Below are 21,343 nucleotides of genomic sequence, written 5' to 3'. Positions count from 1 at the left end.
AACCAGTATGCGTCGCATTGTCTATGAGCGCTTCGGGGAAGCCGATGAACTGAAGCTGGTGGAGGCCGAGCACCCGGTCCCGGCGGCCGGCGAGGTCTGTATCCGGGTCGCCGGTGCAGGTCTCAATCCCATCGACTGGAAAACCCGCAAGGGACTGGGCTTTGCTGCCCAGCAGATCCAGGACCATCTGCCCTGGACACCCGGCTACGATGTGGCCGGTACCGTTACCGATGTTGGGGACGACGTACATACGTTGTCCGCCGGTGATCGCGTGATGGGCATGATCGGTTTTCCCGGCGGGGGCGGTGGTTATGCCGAATACGCCCTGGCCCGGGCTGATGAGTTGATCGTCGTGCCGGAAGAGATGGATCTGATCGAAGCCGGCGGCCTGCCACTGGCGGCACTGACTGCCTGGCAGGGGCTGTTTGAAGTGGGGCAGTTACAACCGGATCACAAGGTGCTGATCCACGCCGGCGCTGGCGGTGTCGGCCATCTGGCGATCCAGTTCGCCCGTGCCCGCGGCGCCCACGTGATCGCCACGGCGTCCGCCAACAATGCCGATTTCCTGGCGACACTGGGGGCGGACGAGGTGATCGACTACAACCGGGACGACTTTGTCGACGCCTGCTACGGTCTGGACCTGATTTACGACCTGGTGGGCGGCGATACCGGCAAGCGCTCGCTGCATTGCCTGGCCGACCATGGGGTACTCGTCACCGTGCCGACGGTGACGGCGGACAGCATCATTACCGAAGCGGAAAACATGGGGCTCAAGGCCCATGGCATGACCGTGCGGCCTGATATCTTCCACCTGGAGGAGATTGCCGAGCTGATTGAAGACGGTGACGTTCGCCTGCACGTGGACGAGATTTTCCCGCTGGCCCGTGCCGCCGATGCCCACCGGCGGCTGGAGACCGGGCACGTCAGGGGCAAGCTGGTGCTGGACTGCCAGGCCCGTTAACACGACCCGGCGGCCCTCGTCAGGCCGTTGCGGTTGCGCCGGCCGGTTCCGGGCCGGCGTCCTTCTCCTTGCGCTCCTTGGGTGGCTGCGGCGGCACCAGGCTCAGGAGCATCCATCCCTTGTCCAGCTTCAGGTTCGACTGTGACGTGACGGCCTGGATTCGCTCACGCGGGTCAATCACGAACAGCAGCAGGGCCTGGTTCTCGTACTGGGCCTGAAAGTCCTCGTAACTGAATGCATCGCTCAACTGGGTGGTTTTCACCGTATAGCCCTTGCTCACCAGGCTGGCCAGCTTGGCGTAGCTGACATCGCCGAACAGGCCGCGGGTCTGCTGGATTTTCTCGGCGGTCTGGTGCCGGGCCTTCTGGTCCTGGTCGCCTTCCGACAGGCTGTAGACACTGCCGTTACCGAACCAGTCGAGGAAGTGATAGGTCGCCAGCGAATTGAGCTGCTTGTAGGGCGAGATCACCAGCAGATTGCCGATGCCGGTCAGGTCCAGGTGGGTGGAGGCGTGCTCGGACACCGGGTTGCCGAAGTAGACGTTGAGGTTGTCCATGCGCGCCTGTCGCACGTTCTCCCAGTTGGTGTCGGTCAGCACCACCGGCACCGCGACCTTCTGCAGCGCCTGGCCGATCTGGCGGGCCACGCTGTTGGCGCCGAGAATCAGGAAGCCGTAATCCGCAGGCTCGGCCACTTTCAGCAGCCGGGCCACCGGACGGGCCGTCAGGCTTTGCAGGGTCACCGTGGCGATGATCAGGATGAACACCAGCGGTACCAGCACGCCGGCACTCTCATAGCCGAGCTTCTGCAGCTGGAACGCAAACAGCGCGGAGACTGCCGCCGCGACGATCCCGCGCGGCGCGATCCAGCTGAGAAACAGCTTTTCCCGCCAGTTGAGGGTGGTGCCGATGGCGGACAGGAAAATGCTGATGGGCCGGGCGACGAACATCAGGACCGCCAGGACCGTCACCAGGGGCCAGCCCAGATCGGCAATGGCAGTGAACTCGACGCGTGCGGCCAGGATGATGAACAGGGCGGAAATCAGCAGGACGCTCAGGGATTCCTTGAATTCCAGGATGCTCTCGATCGGCACCTGTTTCATGTTCGCCATCCAGATCCCCATGACGGTGACCGTCAGCAGGCCGGACTCGTGGGCCATCTCATTGGAGAAGGCGTAAATGCCCAGCATGAAAGTCAGGGTTCCGGCGTTGTGCAGGTACTGTGGCAGCAGGTGTTTGCGCAGGGCCACGCCGGTCAGCCAACCGGCAATGCCCCCCAGCACGATGCCGATGACAATGGTCTTGCCGAAGATATACAGCGAGTGCTCGAAGACGTTGCCCTGGCCCCAGGAGACGATTCCCTCGAACACCAGAACCGCCAGCAGCGCCCCTACCGGATCGATGATGATGCCTTCCCAGCGCAGGATATTGGCCAGCTTGGCCGCGGGTTTGACCGAACGCAGCAGCGGGGCGACCACCGTGGGGCCGGTGACGATGCAGATGGCACCGAACAGCAGGGCCACTTCCCAGGAAATGTTGAGCGCCCAGTGAGCCGCCAGGGTGCCGACGGTGCAGGTCACGATCGACCCGATGGGCACCAGGTTGCGGACCATGCGGCCATGGCCCTTGATCTCCTGATACCTCAGCGTCAGGCTGCCCTCGAACAGGATCACGGCCACCGCCAGGGACACCAGCGGAAACAGCAGGTCACCAAACAGTTGTTGAGGTTCCAGCCAGTGCAGGAGCGGGCCGGCGGCAATCCCGCCGGCGAGCAGGAACAGGATCGCCGGCATGCGCACTCGCCATGCCAGCCACTGGCAGAACAGGGAAAGGACACCGATGCTCGCGAGCAGGAGAACAACGTTCGCAGACATAGACAGGGCTAATCATCCATTCCGGTGGAAACGGCCACGTCCAGGTGACGGGCATGTGTATTGATGAGGCACGAAAACCGGCCGTCACCGTTTAGCTGAGAGCGATATCCGGCTGTTGCTCCGACTCCAGCCGCACCTTTCGTGCCAGGCGATTCAGCAGGCGCGATGCCGCCACGAAACCGAAGGTCGCCGTGACCGGGCTGGCGGCGCCAAAGCCGGAAGCGCAATCCAGCCGGACCGGGCCGCTGGTGTCCGGCTTCTGCAGGCAGACTTCGCCGTCTCCGGCAGGATAGGTCAGCTGCTCCAGCGAGTACACCGCTTCGATGCCAAATCGACGCTTGGGATTGCGGGAAAAGTGGTATTCCCGGCGCAGCAGGTTGCGCACTTTGGCCAGCAATGGGTCCTGAGTGGTGCGCGACAGGTCACTGACCTGGATCTGGGTCGGGTCCATCTGGCCACCGGCGCCGCCGGCACACACCAGCGGGATCTTGCGCCGCTTGCAGTGGGCAATCAGGGCTGCCTTGGCCTTGACACTGTCGATCGCATCCACCACGCCGTGGAGACTGTCGTCCAGCAGCTCGGTCACGTTCTTCGGGGTCAGGAAACCGAAGTGGACGTTGACCTGAAGCTGGGGATTGATGGCGCGCAGCCGATCGGCCATGACGTCGGTTTTGGTGCGCCCATATTCGCCGGCCAGGGCATGCAGCTGGCGGTTGGTGTTGGACACGCAGACGTCGTCCATGTCGATCAGCGTGAGCTGGCCGACGCCACTGCGGGCCAGCGCTTCGGCCGCCCAGGACCCCACGCCGCCCAGGCCCACGATGGCCATGTGGGCGTCACGGAACGCCTGCAGGGCCCGCCGGCCATAAAGCCGTTCGATGCCGCCAAAGCGGAAGCTGAAATCGTCTGCGTTCATGCGCTCTCCCGGGGAACCTCATCTGTCGGGATGACTGGAGCGCGAATTGTACCTGAGCTGGGCGACGACGGCATTGGCTGGGGATGCGTGAAAACCGGAACCGAGGCGGGATAACGAGGGGATCAGCGGCGCCATAAAAAAAGCCACGCCATAGGGCGTGGCTGGACAAGCAAGATGGCTTACCCCGAAGGGAACAAGCCGGACTAGTTCAGAGACACTAATCAACGGGTTCTATTCTCCAGATCCGGGGCGCGGGAAGAAGGTCAAAAGCTGACAAGTATCGGTCATTTTCGGACAGGGTGCCTGAAGTCCGCGCGACGTTGCCGGGCGTAATGATGGTGAGAGCCCTGAAGACGGAGAATCCCATGCCGCATATTGTCGTCGCCGGCGCCACCGGTGGCATCGGTCGTGCCTTGATCCAACAGTTGTTGGGGCGCCCGGACACCATCGTCACCGGCCTCTGTCGTCGCCCTGATGCGGCCGCGGACTGGGCGAACCAATACGGCGACGCCCTGTCGCTGTTGCCCTGGGATGCGCTCGACCCGACGCCCGAACTGGCGTTGAAGGAGGACGTCGATGGGGTGATCTATGCGGCGGGCCGCCTGCACGGCGAGGGCATCCGACCGGAGAAGCGGCTGGAAGATCTGGATGCCGGGGCACTGGCAAGCGCCTTCCAGGTCAACGCCTCGGCGTTTGTGCTGTTGGTGCAGGCGTTGTTGCCCCGGCTGCGTCACAAGCGTCTCAAACGCATTGTGGCCGTATCCGCCAAGGTAGGATCCATCGGCGACAACGGTTTCGGCGGCTGGTACGGCTACCGTGCCTCGAAGGCGGCCCTCAACATGCTGACCCGCAACCTGTCCATCGAGCTGCCGCGGCGCATCCGGCCGGTCACCTGCGTGGCCGTCCATCCCGGCACCACCCGCACGCAGTTGAGTGAACCGTTCCAACAGTCCCTGGCGCAACTGCAGGTGCATGAGCCGCACGATACGGCGACTAACCTGCTGTCGATCTACGATAGCCTGGATACGGAGCACAACGGCCAGTTCTTCAGCTGGGACGGATCGTCATTGCCGTGGTAGGACATGGTGGGCGGCTTGGTTCGCCCAAAAAAAGCCCCGGCAGGCCGGGGCGAGTGAGAACAAGATCGGCTATCGGATAAACGGATTGAGTAAACGGGTGAAGGTGCCAGTCAGCTTCAGCGGCGCGCTGAGCACGGACAGGGTGATGCAGTCATCGCCTTCCAGCGCCACCGGCCGGTGTTCGTCGTGCTCGTCCAGCACCACGAAATCCCACTGGTTGAACACGCCCTTGTGGTCGGTGAACGCGCCTTGCAGCACGATCGTCGTTTCCAGACCGCGGTGGGTGTGTGCCGGGGCCTTGCCGCCTGCCGCCAGTTTCTGCAGCACGACTTTCTCCGGCTGGCCCGGGAACAGATGACTGATGTCCAGCACGCTGACATCGGCCAGCTGCCGCTTCCAGGGCAGGTGATTCAGGTCTTCCCCCAGCAGCCGTTGCAACGGATTGCCGCGTGGTGCCGGCTTGGGTTGGGGTTCCGGCGTGCCGGCATCGATACGTGACATCAGTCGGTCGAACGCATCGTCAGCCACGCCCGCGCCGGGCTGCTCGTCCATCAGGACGGCACCCAGGCTGTCCAGGGTATCCACGCGACTGCGACAGTGCGGACACTCGTCCAGATGGAGACGAATACACAGCGCATGGGGATCGCTCAGGTTCCCCGCGCTGAATTCCATCAGGCTGTGACTGTCAGGATGGTGCTGGGTCATGCGTTCTGGTCCTGCAGAATAACTTTGAGCTTGTTGAGCGCCAGCCGGACGCGGCTCTTGACCGTGCCCAGCGGGATGTTCAGTTCATCGGCCACGATCTGGTGGGACTTGTTTTCCATATACACCTTGGCGATCACGGTGATCTGTTCTTCCGGCAGGTGCTTGAGGGAGTCCCGGATGCGGCGTTCCGACATCAGTCGGTGCAGGGAGGTGACCGGCTCGTTCTCGTCGTCGCCGGGAATCTGCCACAGATCCTCCGTATCGACGGTCATTTCCGCGCGGGAGCGCTGCATCTTGCGCAGCATGTCGATGCGCTGGTTCCGGGCGATGGTAAAGATCCAGGTGGAGGCAGCGGCCTTGCGCCAATCGTACAGACAGGAACGGCGCCAGATGGACACGAACACTTCCTGCACCAGCTCTTCGGCCTGGCCGGCCAGGCCGTTCGCCATGGCGTAGTACTTGATCTGCGGCGCGAAGTGCTGGAACAGGGCCCGATAGGCTTCCCGGTCCTGCTGTTTGCCGACTTTGTCCAACAGCTGGCTCCAGGGGTCTTTACGGCCCTCTGACCGGTTGGAACCGGGATTCGGCGTGGACACGTTGCGATCCCCCGTGGTGGCTGTCTTTGCACGAGTTGATGTCATCATTCTAAGTGCTCGCCATGGGTTTGTCAGTCCAGCGGATTTACGCCAGTCGGTTTGGGCCGGATCACCCGGCGAGCAAAAAAATCTGAAAATGACCCAACCGTCAGCGCCGGTCCGTCGATGGGGTAATTGTGGCAAGGCGCATCGGCCTTTAACCTGCCGGTCACCGATGTCTCATGAGCACTGACGCCGATGAGTGATGCCCTCGACCTGCACAGCCCCGCGATCCGCGCGCACTACGTGGAAATTCTGGGCCAGCTTCTGGAAGAGGAAGGTGGCAAGCGGGATGCCGTGTTTGCCGCCGCGGGTCTGTCCGCCGATCGATTGGCCCATCCGGACACGCTGCTGACAGTGGCGGAATTCGTAGCGGTCTGCCGCGAGGCGTTGCAGCAGAGCGACGATCCCGCTCTTGGGCTGGCGTTCGGTCAGCGGCTCAAATTCACCACCCACGGTTCCCTGTCCCAGGCGGCCATCAGCTGCGCCACCATCGACGAGGCGCTGCGGACACTGGCCAAGTATTTCTCGATCCGCTTCGCGTACATCGACCTGACGTTCTTTGTGGAGGGGCGCGAGGCGGTGATCCAGCTGACCATGCGCCACGACTTTGACGATCTCTATCGCTTCAACGTTGAGGCGGTGCTGGCGGCGCTGATGGATGTCAATCAGTTGCTGTTCGGTAAGCAGCTCATGTACGGCGGCTCCTGCCGGCTGGCGTATCCAGCGCCGGAGCCGGCACACCGGGCCCGCTATGCGGCCCTGTTCGGCGATGCGGCGCATTTTGGCCAGCCGGCCAACCAACTGCGCTTTCAGGCCGACATGCTGGGATTGCCCATGGCACTGCACAATCCGGTGGCCCGGCGTCTGGCGGAAGTGGAATGCGAGGCGGAGCTGGTCCGACTGGCGCAGCATCAGGGTGTCTCGGGACGGGTTCGTAGCGTATTGGAAAGCGTCACCAGCGAGCCCCTGCCGGGACTGGATGCGGTGGCCGAACGGTTGCACGTCTCGCCCCGGACACTGCGCCGGCAGCTCAAGCGGGAAGGCACCGGTTTCCAGACCCTGCTGGATGAGGTCCGTGCCGTCCGCGCGCGTTGGCTGCTGACCCGCACGTCCCAGTCGGTGGAGGTGATCGCCTGGCAACTGGGCTACAGCGACCCGTCCAACTTCGGCCGGGCCTTCCGCAAGTGGGAGCACTGTTCGCCGTCGGCCTATCGGACCGAAGCCCGCGGTCAGTCCTCCAGGTAGGTATAGCCTTCCAGACCCTGCTCCAGTTCCGCCAGCAGGGCCTCGCCCTCCCGGTCGGGCAGTTTGGCCGCTTCGAACTTGCGCCGGTAGGCCTGGCGCAGCGCGTCCGGGTCGAAGTTCACATAGCGCAGGATCTTGGACACGGTATCGCCCTCGACAAGATGCCGGATCCGGTAGCTGCCGTCGTCGCCGCGGCTGACGTCGACGGAGTTGGTGTCGCCGAACAGGTTGTGCATGTCGCCCAGGATTTCCTGGTAGGCCCCGGTCATGAAGAACCCCATCAGCATCGGCTCGCCGGGCTTGGCCTCCGGCAGGGGCAGGGTGGTTTCCACGCCCTGGCCGTCCACGTAGCGGTCGATCCGGCCGTCCGAATCACAGGTGATGTCCTGCACCACGGCGCGGCGGTTGATCGGCTGGTTCAGCCCGCTGATGGGCAGCACCGGGAAGATCTGGTCGATGCCCCAGACGTCCGGCAGCGACTGGAACAGGGAGAAATTGATGAACAGTTTCTCGGCCAGCTTCTCGTTCAACTCGTCGATGATCTCGCGATGGGCCCGGTTGCCGGCTTCGAGCCGGGCGCGCAGGGCGCGGCAACAGGCGGTATAGAGCTGTTCCGCCTCGGCCCGGTGCGGCAGCGACAGCAGGCCGTGGGCAAACAGGGCATGCACGTCGCTGATGGCGTGCATCACGTCGTGGTAGATCTCGACCCGCGACCGGTTCGGGTCACGATCCTGCAGGCTGTTGTAGTCGCGCCAGAGGTCATGCAGCGGGCCCGGAGCATCACTGGCCGGCGCCTTCGGCGTTGGATTCGCCGGTGCCTCCTCATCGATCACGTTGGTGATCAACACCGCGTGGTGGGCGGTCATGGCCCGGCCGGACTCGCTGATCAGGTTTGGGTGCGGGATGCCGACCCGATCGCATTCGGTCTGCAGGGTGTGGATCACGTTGTAGGCGTATTCGCCCATGCTGTAATTGATCGAGCAGCTGCTGCGCGAGCGGGTGCCTTCGTAGTCCACGCCCAGGCCGCCGCCGATGTCGACCGTCTCGATGGGCGCGCCAAGCTCGCGCAGTTCACTGTAGAAGCGAGCGCATTCCTTCAGGCCGGTCTGGATATCGCGGATGTTGGCGATCTGGGAGCCCAGGTGGAAATGCAGCAGCTGTAGGGAATCCAGCGCGTTGGCGGCTTTCAGGCGTTCGACGGTCTCCAGCACCTGGCTGGCGGACAGGCCGAATTTAGACTTCTCCCCGCCGGTGTTCTGCCAGTTGCCCTTGCCGATGGTCGCCAGCCGGGCGCGGACGCCGATCAGCGGTTTTACGGAGAGCGCCTTGGCTTCCTCCAGGATCTCGGGTAGCTCCGACTGCTTCTCCACCACGATGAAGACCTTGTGGCCCAGCTTCTGCCCGATCAGCGCCAGGCGGATGTACTCGCGATCCTTATAGCCGTTGCAGACGATGACCGAGCCCGGCTTGCGGGACAGCGCCAGGACGGCCATCAATTCCGGCTTGCTGCCGGCTTCCAGGCCGATCTGGCCGTTGCTGGCGGCGGGCTCGGCCCGTGTCAGCGCCTCGACAACGTGACGCTGCTGGTTCACCTTGATGGGGTAAACGGCGGTGTACTGGCCCTGATACCCTTTGTCCCGGGCGGTCCGGTTGAAGGCGTCGCAGAGGCTGTTGACGCGGTCATGCAGGATATCGCCGAAGCGCACCAGAACCGGCAGCTGAACCTGCTTGTCCAGCAGCTCCCGGGTCAATTGCGGCAGGTTGATGGACGCTCCGCTGTGGCCCCGGTCCGGTCGGATCAGCACGTCACCGGCCGAGTCGATATCGATGTAACCTTCGCCCCAATGGGCAATGTTATAGACCTTGTGCGCGTTGCTTTCTGTCATGGCCGAATCCGTCCTGTCTTTGAGGCGCCATTGTAAAGAAAGCAGGCGCTTAGCGGGAAGCGCCGTAAGATGCCGACTTCGGCAAATACCTGTATTTTTGTGCTTTGGCGCAGGACAATGACTCTCTACAATCGCGGCTTTCGACCCACAGGGCAGGAGGAATGAAACAATGTCAGCACTGAACGATGGCTGGTTCACCGAGGTTTTCCAGGACCAGGGCACGGCGTTCTCTCTACAGGTGAAGCAGAAGCTGCACGAAGAGCAGACGCCGTACCAGAAACTGGAGATCTATGAGACCGCGACCTTCGGCAACCTGATGGTGCTGGACGGCTGCGTGATGCTGACCAGCCGCGACAATTTCCTCTACCACGAGATGATGACGCACCCGGCCCTGTTTACCCACCGTGCGCCGCGCAAGGTCGTGGTGGTGGGCGGTGGTGACTGTGGCACCCTGCGCGAGGTGCTCAAACATCCGGACGTGGAAGAGGCCTGGCAGGTGGAGATCGACGAGCGGGTGACCCGCATGTCGGAGAAATATTTTCCGGAGCTGTGTGAGTCCAACGAGGACCCGCGCGCCAACTTCTTTTTCGGCGATGGCATCCAGTGGATCCGCGACGCCGATCCGGGCAGCATCGACCTGATCATCATCGACAGCACCGATCCGGTGGGCCCGGCAGAAGGCCTGTTCGCGCTGGATTTCTATCGGGACTGCATGCTGGCCCTGCGAGAGGGCGGTATCATCGTGCAACAGAGCGAGTCCCCGCTGCTGCACGCAGACACCATCATCAAGGGCATCCACACCGACATGCACAAGGCCGGTCTGGATCACGTGGTGACGCTGCCTTTCCCGCAGCCGGTTTATCCCACCGGCTGGTGGAGTTGCACCATGGCCAGCAAGGAGAACCCGCTGCACTACTTCCGTGAGGAAGACGCCGCCGAGCGCCCGTTCGTGACGCGCTACTACAACGAGGACATCCACAAGGGCGCCCTGGCCCAGCCGCAGTTCATGCGGGATATCTTCGAGGATTGATCGGTCCGATGGCCGGTCCCGCCCCGGGGCCGGTCCTGATGCCTATCCGCTATAAAGCCCTCTTAGCTGTTTCCAAATCAGTCTTTCCCGTCGCCGCTGATCTCCTACGCTTAGTGTGAAGTCGGTCAGAAAGCTCGCATCCCCGGAATGCTGTTGGCCGGATCGCCCGATCCCCAGTGTGGCCGGGTATGCCCGTCGGCACAGTGATTTCGCTTATGTCAGGGGGGCAAGATGGTGGTAAGACAGGGAGAAACGGAAAAGAACTGGTTTCGCACCGAACGGTTCAGCTATGTGAATGGCGCCTGGTATTTCGAAACCCGGGAGGGCACGTTTCAGGGACCTTTCGAGAACGCCCTCGAAGCGGAACTGGAACTCAACTTTTACCTGCAGCAAACACTCAGCCAGTCGATCCGGGCCGGTACCAGCTATTAGAGTTTGCTTACTTCAGGATTCCGGATGAGGCAACGAAAAAGGCGCCCGGAGGGGCGCCTTTCTGCTTTGGGCCGAAGCGTCGCTTACTTGGTGCTGACGAACTCCGGATAAGCTTCCATACCGCACTCGGACAGATCCACGCCCTCGTACTCTTCTTCCTCGGAAACTCGCAGGCCCATGACCGCCTTGAGGATACCCCAGACAATCAGGCTCACCACGAAGACCCAGATGAAGATGGTCAGGGCGCCGATGATCTGGCCGCTCAGGCTGACGTCGCCGTTGGTGGCCGGGACCAGCAGCAGACCCAGCAGACCGCAGACGCCGTGGACGGAGATGGCGCCGACCGGATCGTCGATGCGCAGCTTGTCCAGGGTGACGATGCTGAAGACCACCAAGACACCGCCGAGGGCGCCGAACAGGGTGGCTGCCAGAGCGCTCGGCGTGGACGGCTCAGCGGTGATGACCACCAGGCCAGCCAGAGCGCCGTTCAGCAGCATGGTCAGGTCAGCCTTGCCGAACATCAGGCGGGCGGTGATCAGGGCCGCGATGCCGCCACCGGCTGCCGCCGCGTTGGTGTTCAGGAAGACCATGGCCACGGAGTGTGCGCTGGCGATGTCGCCCAGCTTCAGGACGGAACCGCCGTTGAAGCCGAACCAGCCCATCCACAGGATGAACGTACCCAGTGTGGCCATCGGCAGGTTGGCACCCGGGAAGGCGCGGATTTCGCCGTTCGGGCCGTACTTGCCTTTACGGGCGCCCAGCAGCAGGACGCCGGCCAGGGCCGCGGCCGCACCGGCCATGTGAACGATGCCGGAACCGGCGAAGTCACTGAAGCCCAGGTCGCCCAGGGTGTACATGCCGAAGACAGACGCGCCGCCCCAGGTCCAGGAGCCTTCCATCGGGTAGATGAAGCCGGTCATGACGACGGCGAAGATCAGGAACGTCCAGAGCTTCATGCGCTCGGCCACGGCACCGGAAACGATGGACATGGCAGTTGCCACGAAGACCACCTGGAAGAAGAAGTCGGACGCGCCGGAGTAGATGGAGCCGCCCTCGAAGCCGCCATCGCGGTTTGCGAAGTCGTTCAGGATGCTGGGAACGTCGATGGTACCCATGCCGGACAGGAAGACGTTACCGCCATACATAATGGCGTAACCGCACACCATGTACATGGTGCAGGCCACGGCGTAGAGCGCGACGTTCTTGGTCAGGATTTCAGTGGTGTTCTTGGCACGGACCAGTCCGGATTCCAGCATGGCGAAGCCCGCTGCCATCCACATGACGAATGCGCCCATGACAAGAAAATAAAACGTATCTATAGCGTACTGTAATTCGAAAACATTGTTTTCCATGTGAAGCCCTCCGCACAAGGCTCTTCAGGGATGAATGGGGTAATTGCGTTGGCGTTGTTATCGGATTCCGTCAGCCTTAAACGGCTTCTTCCCCGGTCTCACCGGTCCGGATCCGGATGGCCTGCTCCAGTTCGGTCACGAAGATCTTGCCGTCGCCGATCTTGCCGGTGTTGGCTGCCTTGGTGATCGACTCGATGACCTGGTCGAGCAGGTTGTCGCCGATTGCCACTTCCACCTTGACCTTGGGAAGGAAGTCCACCACGTATTCCGCACCCCGGTAGAGCTCGGTGTGCCCCTTCTGCCGCCCGAAGCCTTTGACTTCAGTGACGGTCACGCCTTGAACGCCAATCTCGGATAATGCCTCGCGGACATCGTCCAGCTTGAAAGGCTTGATGATCGCTGTCACAAGTTTCATTGCTGTCTCCTTGGTAATGCCGTCTCAAACTTTTTCGTTTGGTGGATTCTCTGAAAACACCGGACTTGCGTCGGGCTTTCAGGGGCTCCTTTTGTTTGAGCTCGGGATGCTCCGCCTCGCACACAGTGTGTGCGGATTGCGTACGAGGCATTAAGCATCGGGTGTGCCAACGCAAAAATTACCCTTTAAAACAGTGAATTACTTGAGCCTAGCCCTCATTTGGGTCACGCGCTTGCCTTACTATGGTGCGCACTGATCCGTAACGTACCGGATTGGTGCGCCATTTCGGTGCGCGCGGGGCCGGCCTTGTATCACCACGATTATGGTACACTTTTCCGGCCATGCCTTGGGAGCCACAGAGGTCGATCTTGAAAACACCACAGGAATTATTTGCACAGCTGCAGGGGCAGGTTGGTCAGTTCGTCCCCGATATGGCCAAAGCCGCCCGGGACGATTTTGAACAGCACGCCCGCGCCACGGTTCTGTCCGTCCTTGCACGGCTGGATCTGGTGACCCGCGAGGAGTTCGATGCCCAGCAGGCGGTGCTTCTACGCACGCGGGAAAAGGTCGAAGCGCTGGAGAAGCAGGTTGCTGAACTGGAACAGCGACTGAACAGCGAAAAGGCCTGACTCATGCAGTGATGGCAGGACGCCGTCACTGTCGCGCCTCGCGTCGAACCCACTCAGTCAACACCATGGAAGGTTGTTATGCTTGCGATTGTCCACACCCGCGCCCGCCTGGGCGTGTCCGCCCCGTCCGTCACCGTCGAGATCCATCTTTCCAACGGTCTGCCGTCCCTGTCGATCGTCGGATTGCCGGAAACCGCTGTTCGTGAAAGCAAGGATCGCGTGCGCAGTGCGCTGATGAACGCGGGCTTCGAGTTTCCCACCCGCCGTATCACGATCAATCTGGCGCCGGCCGACCTGCCCAAAGAGGGTGGGCGTTTTGACCTGCCGATCGCGCTGGGCATCCTGGCCGCCTCCGGGCAGGTGCCGTCCGAGCGCCTGCAGCAACTGGAGTGCCTGGGCGAACTGGCCCTGGACGGTGCCCTGCGGCCGGTGCGCGGCGTGTTGCCTGCCGTCATGGCGGCCCGGGAGGAAGGACGCCAACTGTTGATCCCGGCGGGTAATGCCGAAGAGGCGTCATTGGCGGCCGAGGACGATGTGTTCGCCGCCGGTCATTTGATGGATGTGGTGGCCCACCTGTGCGGCGATCAGCCGCTCTCGCCCCTGGAGCGGTGCCCGGAACCGGACCTGGATATCGGCTGCCCGGACCTCCGGGATGTGCGCGGCCAGCATGTGCCCAAACGGGCGCTGGAGGTGGCCGCGGCCGGCAACCACAACCTGCTTTTATTTGGCCCGCCCGGAACCGGCAAGAGCATGCTGGCCAGCCGGATGCCCGGTATCCTGCCGCCGCTGGATGACAATGCTGCGCTCGAAGTGGCCAGCGTGCGTTCGGTGGCGGGGGAATCCCCGGCTCCGGAAAGCTGGCGACGCCCACCGTATCGGGCCCCTCATCACACGGCTTCCGCCGTGGCGCTGGTAGGCGGTGGCAGCAGCCCGCGCCCGGGAGAAATCTCGCTGGCCCATCGGGGCATCCTGTTCATGGACGAGCTGCCGGAATTCGACCGCAAGGTGCTGGAAGTGCTGCGCGAGCCCATGGAGTCCGGCGAAATCGTCATTTCCCGGGCGGCCCAGCAGGTCACCTATCCGGCCCGGTTCCAGGTCATCGCCGCCATGAACCCGTGCCCCTGCGGCTATCGCGGCCACCCCAGCATCGAGTGCCAGTGCTCGCCGCAACAGGTGCTGCGCTATCAGTCCCGTCTCTCAGGCCCGCTGCTGGACCGCTTCGACCTGCACGTTGAAGTGCCCGTCCAGAACGGCGAAACCCTGCTGCGCCAGGACCGGGAGGCCGTGGACAGTGCCACCGTGCGTGAACGAGTCCTGCGTGCCCGGGCGATGCAGCGCGAGCGCGGGTCGCTGAATGCGGATCTCAAAGGCGACGCCCTGGATCACTACTGCCACCCGGGCGAGGCGGGCGAGCGCCTGCTGGCCCAGGCGATGGAAAAGCTGGGGCTGTCGGCGCGGGCGCTGCACCGGATTCTGCGAGTCGCGCGAACCCTGGCGGATCTGGCCGGCGACGAGCGTCTGGCCCAATCCCATATCGTCGAAGCGCTGGGCTACCGAAAACTGGATCGTCGACAGGCCGGCGCCCAGGCCGCCACGGTATAAACGGCTAATCCAGATCCGGGGATTGGAAGGCGTCGTGATGGAAGCGGGCCGCCGCTTCGACTTCCGCAAAACCGCAAATGCCGGGTTCGGGCACGGGTCCCCCGGCGAGAACGCCCAGCACCGAATGGACGCCGCGAGGGAGCGATTCCAGGTTGTAGCCGCCTTCCAGAACCAGGGCCAGCCGACCATCGCAGTGTTTGCGGGCAATCGCCTGGATGCCCGCCGCCATGGCTCCGAAGCCTTCGTAGGAGACGTTCAGGGCCAGGTCCATCCAGTGGGGATCGAAACCGGCGGAGACCAGCACCAGGTCCGGCTGGAACCAGTCCGCGGCGGGGGCCAGGATCTCATCAATCGCTTTGAGATAGGCCGCATCGCCCGTGCCTGCCGGAAGCGGCACATTCACCGTGGTTCCCTCGCCCAGACCGGCGCCGACTTCCTCCAGCTGGCCGGAACCGGGATAGAACGGGGCGGCCCGATGCAGATCGAAAAACAGCACGTCCGGATCGGCCCAGAAAATCTCTTGCGTGCCGTTGCCGTGGTGCGCGTCCCAATCGACGATCAGAACCCGCTCGCAGCCGAGTTCGGCCTGGGCGTGGGCGGCCGCTACCGCGACATTGTTGAACAGGCAGAAACCCCGCGCCCTGACCGGCTCCGCGTGATGGCCCGGCGGTCGTACCAGGGCGAAGGCGCTCTCGGAGTCTCCCGACACCACACTCTCGACCGCCGCCACGGCGGTTCCGGCGGCGACCTCGGCGGCGTCGATGCTGCCGGGTGAGACCGCGGTGGTATCCACATCCAGCCAGGCGTTCTGGCCGCGTAACTCATACAGTTCGTTGAGATAGGCCGTCGTGTGAACCCGGGCCAGCTGTTCGGGGGTTGCCTTGGCACCGCTGGCGAACCGGAGGCCGTCAATCGGGTTGGCCTCCAGGTACTGCATAATGGCGGTGAGGCGACCGGGGTGTTCCGGGTAATGCCAGGGCACGTTGAGGCCGGCCAGAATCTGGCGAATACGCCGGTCCATGCGCGCTGGCAGAAAAGACGCCTCGGTGTCCGGTGCATGGGCCAGGACCCGGTCGTCAAAAAAAACGGTCACCTTGTGTGCGGCTGGCATGGCGTTGATCCTTTTGCTGTGCCCCCGGGATGTTGTGTTCTCTCAGCATAGCCGCTATTGCTGCGGGGAGAGAGGAAGTGGTCCAAACCTCACAGTCCGCGTAAGCTTTGATACACTGCGTTCCTTCACAGCGTGGTGCAGAAGGCGCCGCGGATTGAATCAGACGAGAGACCTCAATGACCGACGAGAAAGACAGCCAGCCGACCGATAACCCTGATGAGCCGGTCACCACGCGCCGTGGTATCCGCAGCTTCGTGCTGCGCCAGGGGCGGATGACGGAAGGGCAGAAGAAGGCGTATGACCGGAGCTGGCCCAAGTATGGCCTGACCCGGGACGACGGGATGATCGACCCGCGCCAGGTCTTCGGCCGTCAGGCTGTCCTCAATCTGGAAATCGGTTTTGGTATGGGCCAGTCGCTGGCGACCATGGCCGAGGCGGCGCCGGAACAGGATTTCATCGGTGTGGAAGTACACACCGCCGGTGTCGGTGCATTGCTGAAGGCGATCGAGGATAAAGGGCTGGAAAACGTCCGGATCTACAACATCGACGCCAACGACGTGATCGACCTGTGCCTGCCGGATTCCTCCCTCGACCGGGTGATGCTGTTCTTCCCGGACCCCTGGCACAAGAAGCGTCACCACAAGCGGCGCCTGGTGCAGCCGGAGTTCGTCCAGCGCATCCGCCACAAGCTGCGGGTGGGCGGGATCTTCCATCTGGCCACGGACTGGGAGAACTACAGCGAGCATATGATGGATGTGATGAGCGAAGCGGAAGGCTTTGCCAACACCATGCCGGAAGGTGGTTTCTCCCCGCGTCCGAAAGAGCGCCCCCAGACCAAGTTCGAGCATCGTGGCCTGCAGCGCGGCCATGGCGTCTGGGATCTCCTGTTCCGGCGCACCAACTAAGCGGCCGGAACGGCGTCAGTAACTGAGAGGATGTCGGCGGGCGGCCCGGATCACCACCAGCCCGGCGGCACCCATCAGCAGGGCGGTGAACTTGATCATCGCGAAGACAGTGGCCGACAGGCTGAGTACGTCATCCGGCTCCGCCAGGTTCGTCAGCAGGCAGATATTCTCCCCCAGGTCGCTGGCGCCGGCGGCCACGAACAGGCCTCTCACCCAGCGTCCTGCCTGGCGCTCACGAATACCCGGCCGATCGCTCATCAGGTAGTCGGTCAACGCCATCAGCGCCAACACATAGATCACCACAAAGGGAAAATCGAGGGTCAGGGAGGCCACGGCCCAGTGGCTGCTGTCCGATCCCCAGCTGTTGAGGATGTTGAGGGTCTGCTCGGCGGTCGTCGCAAACTGCAGGCTGATGATGCCTTGCGGTGCGACGCCGGTGACCAGTGGGACGTTGATGCCCACCAGCAGGGCCAGCATGATCATGGCGCTGATCGTCAGCAGCTTGAGCGGGCGGGGGATTGGGGGCAGGGTGCCTTCGTTCATGGCAGGAACTGTTCCAGAATGCTGTTGAGATAACGCTGTCCCAGCGGCGTTGCCTGAAGCCGGTCAGGCACCAGCAGCCCTTTTGAGCGCAGGTCTGTGAGTATCGCAGCAATCTCTGTCAGCGGTAAACCTGTACGTTCTGTGAACAGGCTTTCGTCAACGCCGTGGCCCAGCCGCAGGGCATTCATCATGAACTCCAGTGGCAGGTCGTCCCGTTCCAGGCCTTGCTGGCCGGCCGTCCGGCTGCCCAGGCGTTTCAGATAGGCGTCCGGTTGGCGCGTCTTCCAGTAGCGGCGGATCTCGCCGCTGTCACCGTCCGTCAGCTTGCCATGGGCGCCGGCCCCAAGCGCCAGGTAATCGCCGAAACGCCAGTAGTTAAGATTGTGTCGGGCTTCGCGCCCCGGGCGGCTCCAGGCGGAAATCTCATAGCTATTGTAGCCGGCGCGGCGCAAGTGGTCGCTGCCGCTGCTGAAGATCTGCCACAGCGTGTCGTCTTCCGGCAGGTCCGGGGGGCGGCTGTAGAATTCGGTATTCGGCTCCAGCGTCAGTTGATACCAGGACAGGTGCGGCGGTTCGAAGGACAGGGCGATGTCCAGGTCCGCCAGAGCCTGCTCGACGGTCTGGTCTGGCAGGCCGTGCATCAGGTCCAGGTTGAAATTGTCAAAACCGGCATCGCGAGCGGCCTGGATCGCTGCGCGAGCGGCCTGGTCGTCGTGGATGCGCCCCAGGGCTTTGAGCTGGGCGGGATCGAAGCTCTGAATGCCCAGCGACAGCCGGTTGATGCCGGCCCGACGAAACGCGTCGAAACGGCCCTGCTCGAGGGTGCCCGGGTTGGCTTCCAGCGTGATCTCGGCATCCCCGGCAAAATCCAGATGTTGCGCCAGTCCATCGAACAGGCGGGCATAGAAGTCACCGGACATCAGCGACGGCGTGCCGCCGCCGATAAAGACGGTCTCGACAGGACGTCCCTGGACGCCCGGCAGATCCGCCTGCAGATCCTCCAGCAGGGCTGCCAGATAGTCGTCTTCGGGAATGGCTCCGCTCAGGGCGTGGGAATTGAAGTCGCAGTAGGGGCACTTGCGCACGCACCAGGGCATGTGGAGGTACAGACTCAGTGGCGGCAGTTGGCCGGAAGCGGCCGGACGATTCATGGGGCCGTCCGGTCTCGCAGGCTGGCCAGCAGGCCTTCGAGGGCCTTGCCGCGATGGCTGATGCGGCTTTTCTCGCTGCGCGCCAGTTCTGCCGCGGAGCAATCGCGTTCGGGGACCCAGAACACCGGATCATAGCCAAAACCACCTTCACCGCGGGTTTCGGTCAGGATGCGGCCGGCCCAGACGCCGTGGCAGATAATGGGCGTCGGATCCTGGGCGTGACGCAGGTACACGAGTACGCAGTGGAACTGTGCGGTGCGCTCGGCGTCCGGGATATCGGCCATCGCTTCCAGCAGGTGCCGGACGTTATCGGCGTCGGTGGCGTTGTCGCCGGCATAGCGGGCCGAGCGTACGCCCGGTGAGCCATTGAGTGCGTCCACCGCCAGTCCGGAATCGTCGGCCAGGGCCGGCAGCCCGGTATGGCTGGCGGCGTTGCGGGCCTTGATCAGGGCGTTTTCCACAAAGGTCACGGCCGGCTCTTCCGCCTCAGGAACGCCCAGGCTGCCCTGTGCCTCGATCTGGAAATGCAGGGGGGCGAGGAGTTCACTCAGTTCGCGGATCTTGCCGGCGTTGTTGCTGGCCAGTACCAGTCGCTGTTCAGACATCGTCTCTCAATCGTTCATCAGGGTTTGGGCCACCCGGACCGGCATCTTGCCGGGCGCGCCGGGGGCGTTGGCTTGCAGCTCAAAGGTCAGAAGCTCGCCTTCGCTGAAGGGGAATTGGGCGATGTAATAGACGGCGTCGCCCTCGCTGATGCGGCGAAAGCCGAGGATGCGCCGCTGCTGGATGTCGTTGACCACCTGGCCCTCCACCTGGCCGGAGACCGGCTCCAGCCGCCCCTGCTCGCCCAGGCGCAGGATGCTGACGTTGACGATGCCGATGGACTGGCTGCGCACGATATCGTAGCGGCTGGCGACCTCGGCCGAGAGGAAGCTGCTGGGGAAGATGCTGTAATGCACCTGGTAGTCGCCAAACTGTTCGAACTGGCCGGCACGGGCCGCGCCGCTGCCCAGCAGCAGGGCGGCACACAGGGCGAGTACCAGCTGAAGACGGGCCATGTATCGGTTCATGGTGACCTCCTCGCGGTTCATGCGGCCTAGCGGGTGATGCGGTAGATCGCGATCTGCCCGAGCATGTTGGGCCACAGCCGGTTGAACCAGCGGTAGCGGTGTTCGCTGTCCACTACGGTGCGGTTCATGATCTGGATGTTCTTACGATAGCAGAGTGCCTCGAAATCCTTGAACGTGCACAGGTGAATGTTCGGGGTGTTGTACCACTTGTAGGGCAGGGTCTCGGATTCCGGCATGCGGCCCTGTCGCATCAGATACCAGCGCAGCCGCCAGTAAGCGAAGTTGGGGAAGGTAACGATGCATTCCCGGCCCAGCCGCAGCATTTCGTCCAGCACGATGTCCGGGCGACGCACGGCCTGCAGGGCCTGGGTCATCAGCACCACGTCAAAGCTCTGGTCGTGGAAATTGCCCAGCCCCTGGACGTCCAGGTCCTGTTCGATCACGCTCACACCGCGACCCATGCAGGTGGTGATGTGGTCCGGGTTGATCTCCAGGCCAAACCCGGTGGCCTGCTTTTCCCGCTGCAGGTAATCCAGCAGTGTGCCGTCACCACAGCCGAGATCCAGCACGTGACTTTCGGGCTGAATCCACTTTTCGATGATTTCCAGGTCGGCTCTCATTGCTGCACCTCCCGGGCGACCCGGTCCATGTAGGCCGTGAAGATGTCCTCGTAGCGCGGCGTCGGGATCAGGAAGGCATCGTGGCCCCAGGGCGCATCGATTTCCGCGTAGCTGACCTTGCGGCGGGCGGCGATCATGGCGTTGACCAGTTCCTCGGAGCGGGTCGGTGTGAAGCGCCAGTCGGTGCTGAAAGACAGCACCAGGAATTCGCACCGGGCCTGGCTCATGGCCGCGGCCAGGTCGTTATCGTAGTCGTAGGCCGGGTCGAAATAGTCCAGGGCCCGGGTCATCAACAGATAGGTGTTGGCATCGAACGTCTCGGAAAAGCGCTCGCCCTGGTAGCGCAGGTAACTCTCCACCTGGAATTCGGCGTCGTAGCCGAACTTGTAGGCCTCCTCGCGCAGTTCCCGGCCGAATTTTTCGCCCATCGAGGCGTCCGACAGGTAAGTGATGTGTCCCACCATGCGCGCCAGCATCAGGCCCCGTCGCGGCGTCGCGTTGTGTTCGGCGTAGCGGCCGTCATAGAACTCCGGATCGGAGGTGATGGCCTTGCGTGCGACTTCGTTGAAGGCGATGTTCTGGGCTGTCAGCCGCGGTGTGGACGCAATCACGACGGCATGACGCAGTCGCTCGGGATAACTGAGGCTCCACTGCAGCGCCTGCATGCCGCCGAGCGAACCGCCGACGACGGCAGCCCATTGTTTGATGCCCAGTCGATCGGCCAGTTTGGCCTGGCTGTCCACCCAGTCCTTGACGGTGACCACCGGGAAATCCGGGCCGTAGCAGTGCCCGGTTTCGGGATTGGTGGATATGGGGCCGGTGCTGCCGTGGCAGCCGCCCAGGTTGTTCAGGCTGACCACGAAGAAGCGGTTGGTATCGATGGGTTTGCCGGGACCGATGCAACTGTCCCACCAGCCGGGTTTGCGTTCTTCCAGGCTGTGATAACCCGCCGCATGGTGATGACCGCTCAGGGCGTGACAGATGAGCACCGCATTGGATCGGTCGGCGTTGAGGTCGCCATAGGTTTCCACCACCAGGTCGTAATGGGGCAGGGTCTGCCCGCAGGCGAGGGTCAGCGGCTCATCGAAGTGCAGGGTCTGGGGTTCCACCAGCCCCACGGAATCAGGCGGCAACGAATCTGGCATCGATACAATGGGTTCCTGGACTGTGCCGGCAGGGT

The 21,343-nt window shown here is 63.2% G+C and carries 22 protein-coding genes; 8 read left to right on the top strand and 14 right to left on the bottom strand.

The window, feature by feature from the left end; all coding sequences use genetic code 11:
• Positions 1–7 precede the first annotated feature (7 nt).
• The gene (locus J3364_RS16365; protein WP_190294972.1) at positions 8–961 is read left to right on the top strand and encodes an NADP-dependent oxidoreductase; all 954 of its coding nucleotides are present in this window, start codon (positions 8–10) and stop codon (positions 959–961) included.
• A gap of 19 nt (positions 962–980) precedes the next feature.
• On the opposite strand, the gene J3364_RS16360 is transcribed toward J3364_RS16365, so the two are convergent.
• A complete protein-coding gene (locus J3364_RS16360) occupies positions 981–2,834 on the bottom strand; it encodes a cation:proton antiporter (protein ID WP_349559320.1) in 1,854 nt (617 codons plus the stop codon).
• Positions 2,835–2,925: 91 nt separating this feature from the next.
• A complete protein-coding gene (tcdA, locus tag J3364_RS16355) occupies positions 2,926–3,750 on the bottom strand; it encodes a tRNA cyclic N6-threonylcarbamoyladenosine(37) synthase TcdA (protein ID WP_349559319.1) in 825 nt (274 codons plus the stop codon).
• Positions 3,751–4,115: 365 nt separating this feature from the next.
• On the opposite strand from tcdA, the gene J3364_RS16350 reads away from it, so the two are divergent.
• Positions 4,116–4,829, top strand: coding sequence for an SDR family oxidoreductase (locus tag J3364_RS16350; protein WP_349559318.1), 714 nt, complete (start codon positions 4,116–4,118; stop codon positions 4,827–4,829).
• Between the two features lie 69 nt (positions 4,830–4,898).
• Here the strand turns inward: J3364_RS16350 and J3364_RS16345 are convergent, their stop codons facing one another.
• Together J3364_RS16345 and J3364_RS16340 are read right to left on the bottom strand one after the other, a co-directional pair.
• Positions 4,899–5,534 carry a ChrR family anti-sigma-E factor gene (locus J3364_RS16345; RefSeq protein WP_349559317.1) on the bottom strand — a complete coding sequence of 212 codons (636 nt, stop codon included), beginning with the start codon at positions 5,532–5,534 and terminating at the stop codon, positions 4,899–4,901.
• The gene (locus tag J3364_RS16340; protein ID WP_349559316.1) at positions 5,531–6,178 is read right to left on the bottom strand and encodes a sigma-70 family RNA polymerase sigma factor; all 648 of its coding nucleotides are present in this window, start codon (positions 6,176–6,178) and stop codon (positions 5,531–5,533) included. The genes J3364_RS16345 and J3364_RS16340 overlap by 4 nt, the downstream gene beginning before the upstream one ends.
• Positions 6,179–6,367: 189 nt before the next feature.
• On the opposite strand from J3364_RS16340, the gene J3364_RS16335 reads away from it, so the two are divergent.
• Positions 6,368–7,417: an AraC family transcriptional regulator gene (locus tag J3364_RS16335; protein WP_349559315.1), complete on the top strand. Its 1,050-nt coding sequence runs from the start codon at positions 6,368–6,370 to the stop codon at positions 7,415–7,417.
• On the opposite strand, the gene speA is transcribed toward J3364_RS16335, so the two are convergent.
• Positions 7,402–9,303: a biosynthetic arginine decarboxylase gene (gene speA, locus J3364_RS16330; RefSeq protein ID WP_349559314.1), complete on the bottom strand. Its 1,902-nt coding sequence runs from the start codon at positions 9,301–9,303 to the stop codon at positions 7,402–7,404. The genes J3364_RS16335 and speA overlap by 16 nt on opposite strands.
• 169 nt (positions 9,304–9,472) lie before the next feature.
• On the opposite strand from speA, the gene speE reads away from it, so the two are divergent.
• Together speE and J3364_RS16320 are read left to right on the top strand one after the other, a co-directional pair.
• Positions 9,473–10,333, top strand: a complete 861-nt coding sequence (gene speE, locus J3364_RS16325) for a polyamine aminopropyltransferase (protein ID WP_349559313.1) — start codon at positions 9,473–9,475, stop codon at positions 10,331–10,333.
• 231 nt (positions 10,334–10,564) lie between these two features.
• Positions 10,565–10,765, top strand: a complete 201-nt coding sequence (locus tag J3364_RS16320) for a DUF6316 family protein (RefSeq protein ID WP_123636612.1) — start codon at positions 10,565–10,567, stop codon at positions 10,763–10,765.
• An 83-nt stretch (positions 10,766–10,848) separates the two neighbouring features.
• Here J3364_RS16320 and J3364_RS16315 read toward each other — a convergent pair whose 3' ends face one another.
• Together J3364_RS16315 and glnK are read right to left on the bottom strand one after the other, a co-directional pair.
• Entirely contained in the window at positions 10,849–12,117 is a 1,269-nt protein-coding gene (locus tag J3364_RS16315) for an ammonium transporter AmtB (protein ID WP_203143572.1), read from the bottom strand.
• A 76-nt stretch (positions 12,118–12,193) separates the two neighbouring features.
• Positions 12,194–12,532 (bottom strand): P-II family nitrogen regulator, encoded by a 339-nt coding sequence (gene glnK / locus J3364_RS16310; RefSeq protein ID WP_004578958.1) that lies wholly within the window; start codon positions 12,530–12,532, stop codon positions 12,194–12,196.
• A gap of 368 nt (positions 12,533–12,900) precedes the next feature.
• Here glnK and J3364_RS16305 point away from each other — a divergent pair, with 368 nt between their 5' ends.
• Together J3364_RS16305 and J3364_RS16300 are read left to right on the top strand one after the other, a co-directional pair.
• Positions 12,901–13,161, top strand: coding sequence for an accessory factor UbiK family protein (locus tag J3364_RS16305; RefSeq protein WP_123636609.1), 261 nt, complete (start codon positions 12,901–12,903; stop codon positions 13,159–13,161).
• 78 nt (positions 13,162–13,239) lie between these two features.
• On the top strand, positions 13,240–14,763 hold the full coding sequence (locus tag J3364_RS16300) for a YifB family Mg chelatase-like AAA ATPase (protein ID WP_349559312.1): 1,524 nt from the start codon (positions 13,240–13,242) through the stop codon (positions 14,761–14,763).
• 4 nt (positions 14,764–14,767) lie between these two features.
• Here the strand turns inward: J3364_RS16300 and J3364_RS16295 are convergent, their stop codons facing one another.
• On the bottom strand, positions 14,768–15,874 hold the full coding sequence (locus J3364_RS16295; protein WP_349559311.1) for a histone deacetylase family protein: 1,107 nt from the start codon (positions 15,872–15,874) through the stop codon (positions 14,768–14,770).
• 176 nt (positions 15,875–16,050) lie between these two features.
• On the opposite strand from J3364_RS16295, the gene trmB reads away from it, so the two are divergent.
• Positions 16,051–16,779, top strand: a complete 729-nt coding sequence (gene trmB / locus J3364_RS16290) for a tRNA (guanosine(46)-N7)-methyltransferase TrmB (RefSeq protein ID WP_349559310.1) — start codon at positions 16,051–16,053, stop codon at positions 16,777–16,779.
• Between the two features lie 15 nt (positions 16,780–16,794).
• Here the strand turns inward: trmB and J3364_RS16285 are convergent, their stop codons facing one another.
• From J3364_RS16285 to metX, 6 genes are read right to left on the bottom strand one after another with little or no spacing between them, the layout of a single operon-like run.
• Positions 16,795–17,322 (bottom strand): hypothetical protein, encoded by a 528-nt coding sequence (locus J3364_RS16285; RefSeq protein WP_349559309.1) that lies wholly within the window; start codon positions 17,320–17,322, stop codon positions 16,795–16,797.
• Positions 17,319–18,473 (bottom strand): radical SAM family heme chaperone HemW, encoded by a 1,155-nt coding sequence (hemW, locus tag J3364_RS16280; RefSeq protein ID WP_349559308.1) that lies wholly within the window; start codon positions 18,471–18,473, stop codon positions 17,319–17,321. The genes J3364_RS16285 and hemW overlap by 4 nt, the downstream gene beginning before the upstream one ends.
• Positions 18,470–19,078 carry an RdgB/HAM1 family non-canonical purine NTP pyrophosphatase gene (rdgB, locus tag J3364_RS16275; protein ID WP_349559307.1) on the bottom strand — a complete coding sequence of 203 codons (609 nt, stop codon included), beginning with the start codon at positions 19,076–19,078 and terminating at the stop codon, positions 18,470–18,472. Before rdgB ends, hemW begins: the two co-directional genes overlap by 4 nt.
• 6 nt (positions 19,079–19,084) lie before the next feature.
• Positions 19,085–19,543 carry a DUF4426 domain-containing protein gene (locus tag J3364_RS16270; RefSeq protein ID WP_349559306.1) on the bottom strand — a complete coding sequence of 153 codons (459 nt, stop codon included), beginning with the start codon at positions 19,541–19,543 and terminating at the stop codon, positions 19,085–19,087.
• Between the two features lie 26 nt (positions 19,544–19,569).
• Positions 19,570–20,163 (bottom strand): methionine biosynthesis protein MetW, encoded by a 594-nt coding sequence (gene metW / locus J3364_RS16265; RefSeq protein WP_123636406.1) that lies wholly within the window; start codon positions 20,161–20,163, stop codon positions 19,570–19,572.
• Positions 20,160–21,308: a homoserine O-succinyltransferase MetX gene (gene metX, locus J3364_RS16260; RefSeq protein ID WP_349559305.1), complete on the bottom strand. Its 1,149-nt coding sequence runs from the start codon at positions 21,306–21,308 to the stop codon at positions 20,160–20,162. The genes metW and metX overlap by 4 nt, the downstream gene beginning before the upstream one ends.
• Positions 21,309–21,343: the final 35 nt, after the last annotated feature.

Origin of the sequence: Marinobacter sp. NFXS9, from assembly GCF_040148665.1 — a bacterium.
Taxonomy (GTDB): Bacteria; Pseudomonadota; Gammaproteobacteria; order Pseudomonadales; family Oleiphilaceae; genus Marinobacter_A; species Marinobacter_A mangrovi.
Note: the sequence above shows the minus strand (reverse complement) of the source record. Positions and strands in the feature narration are given on the sequence as shown.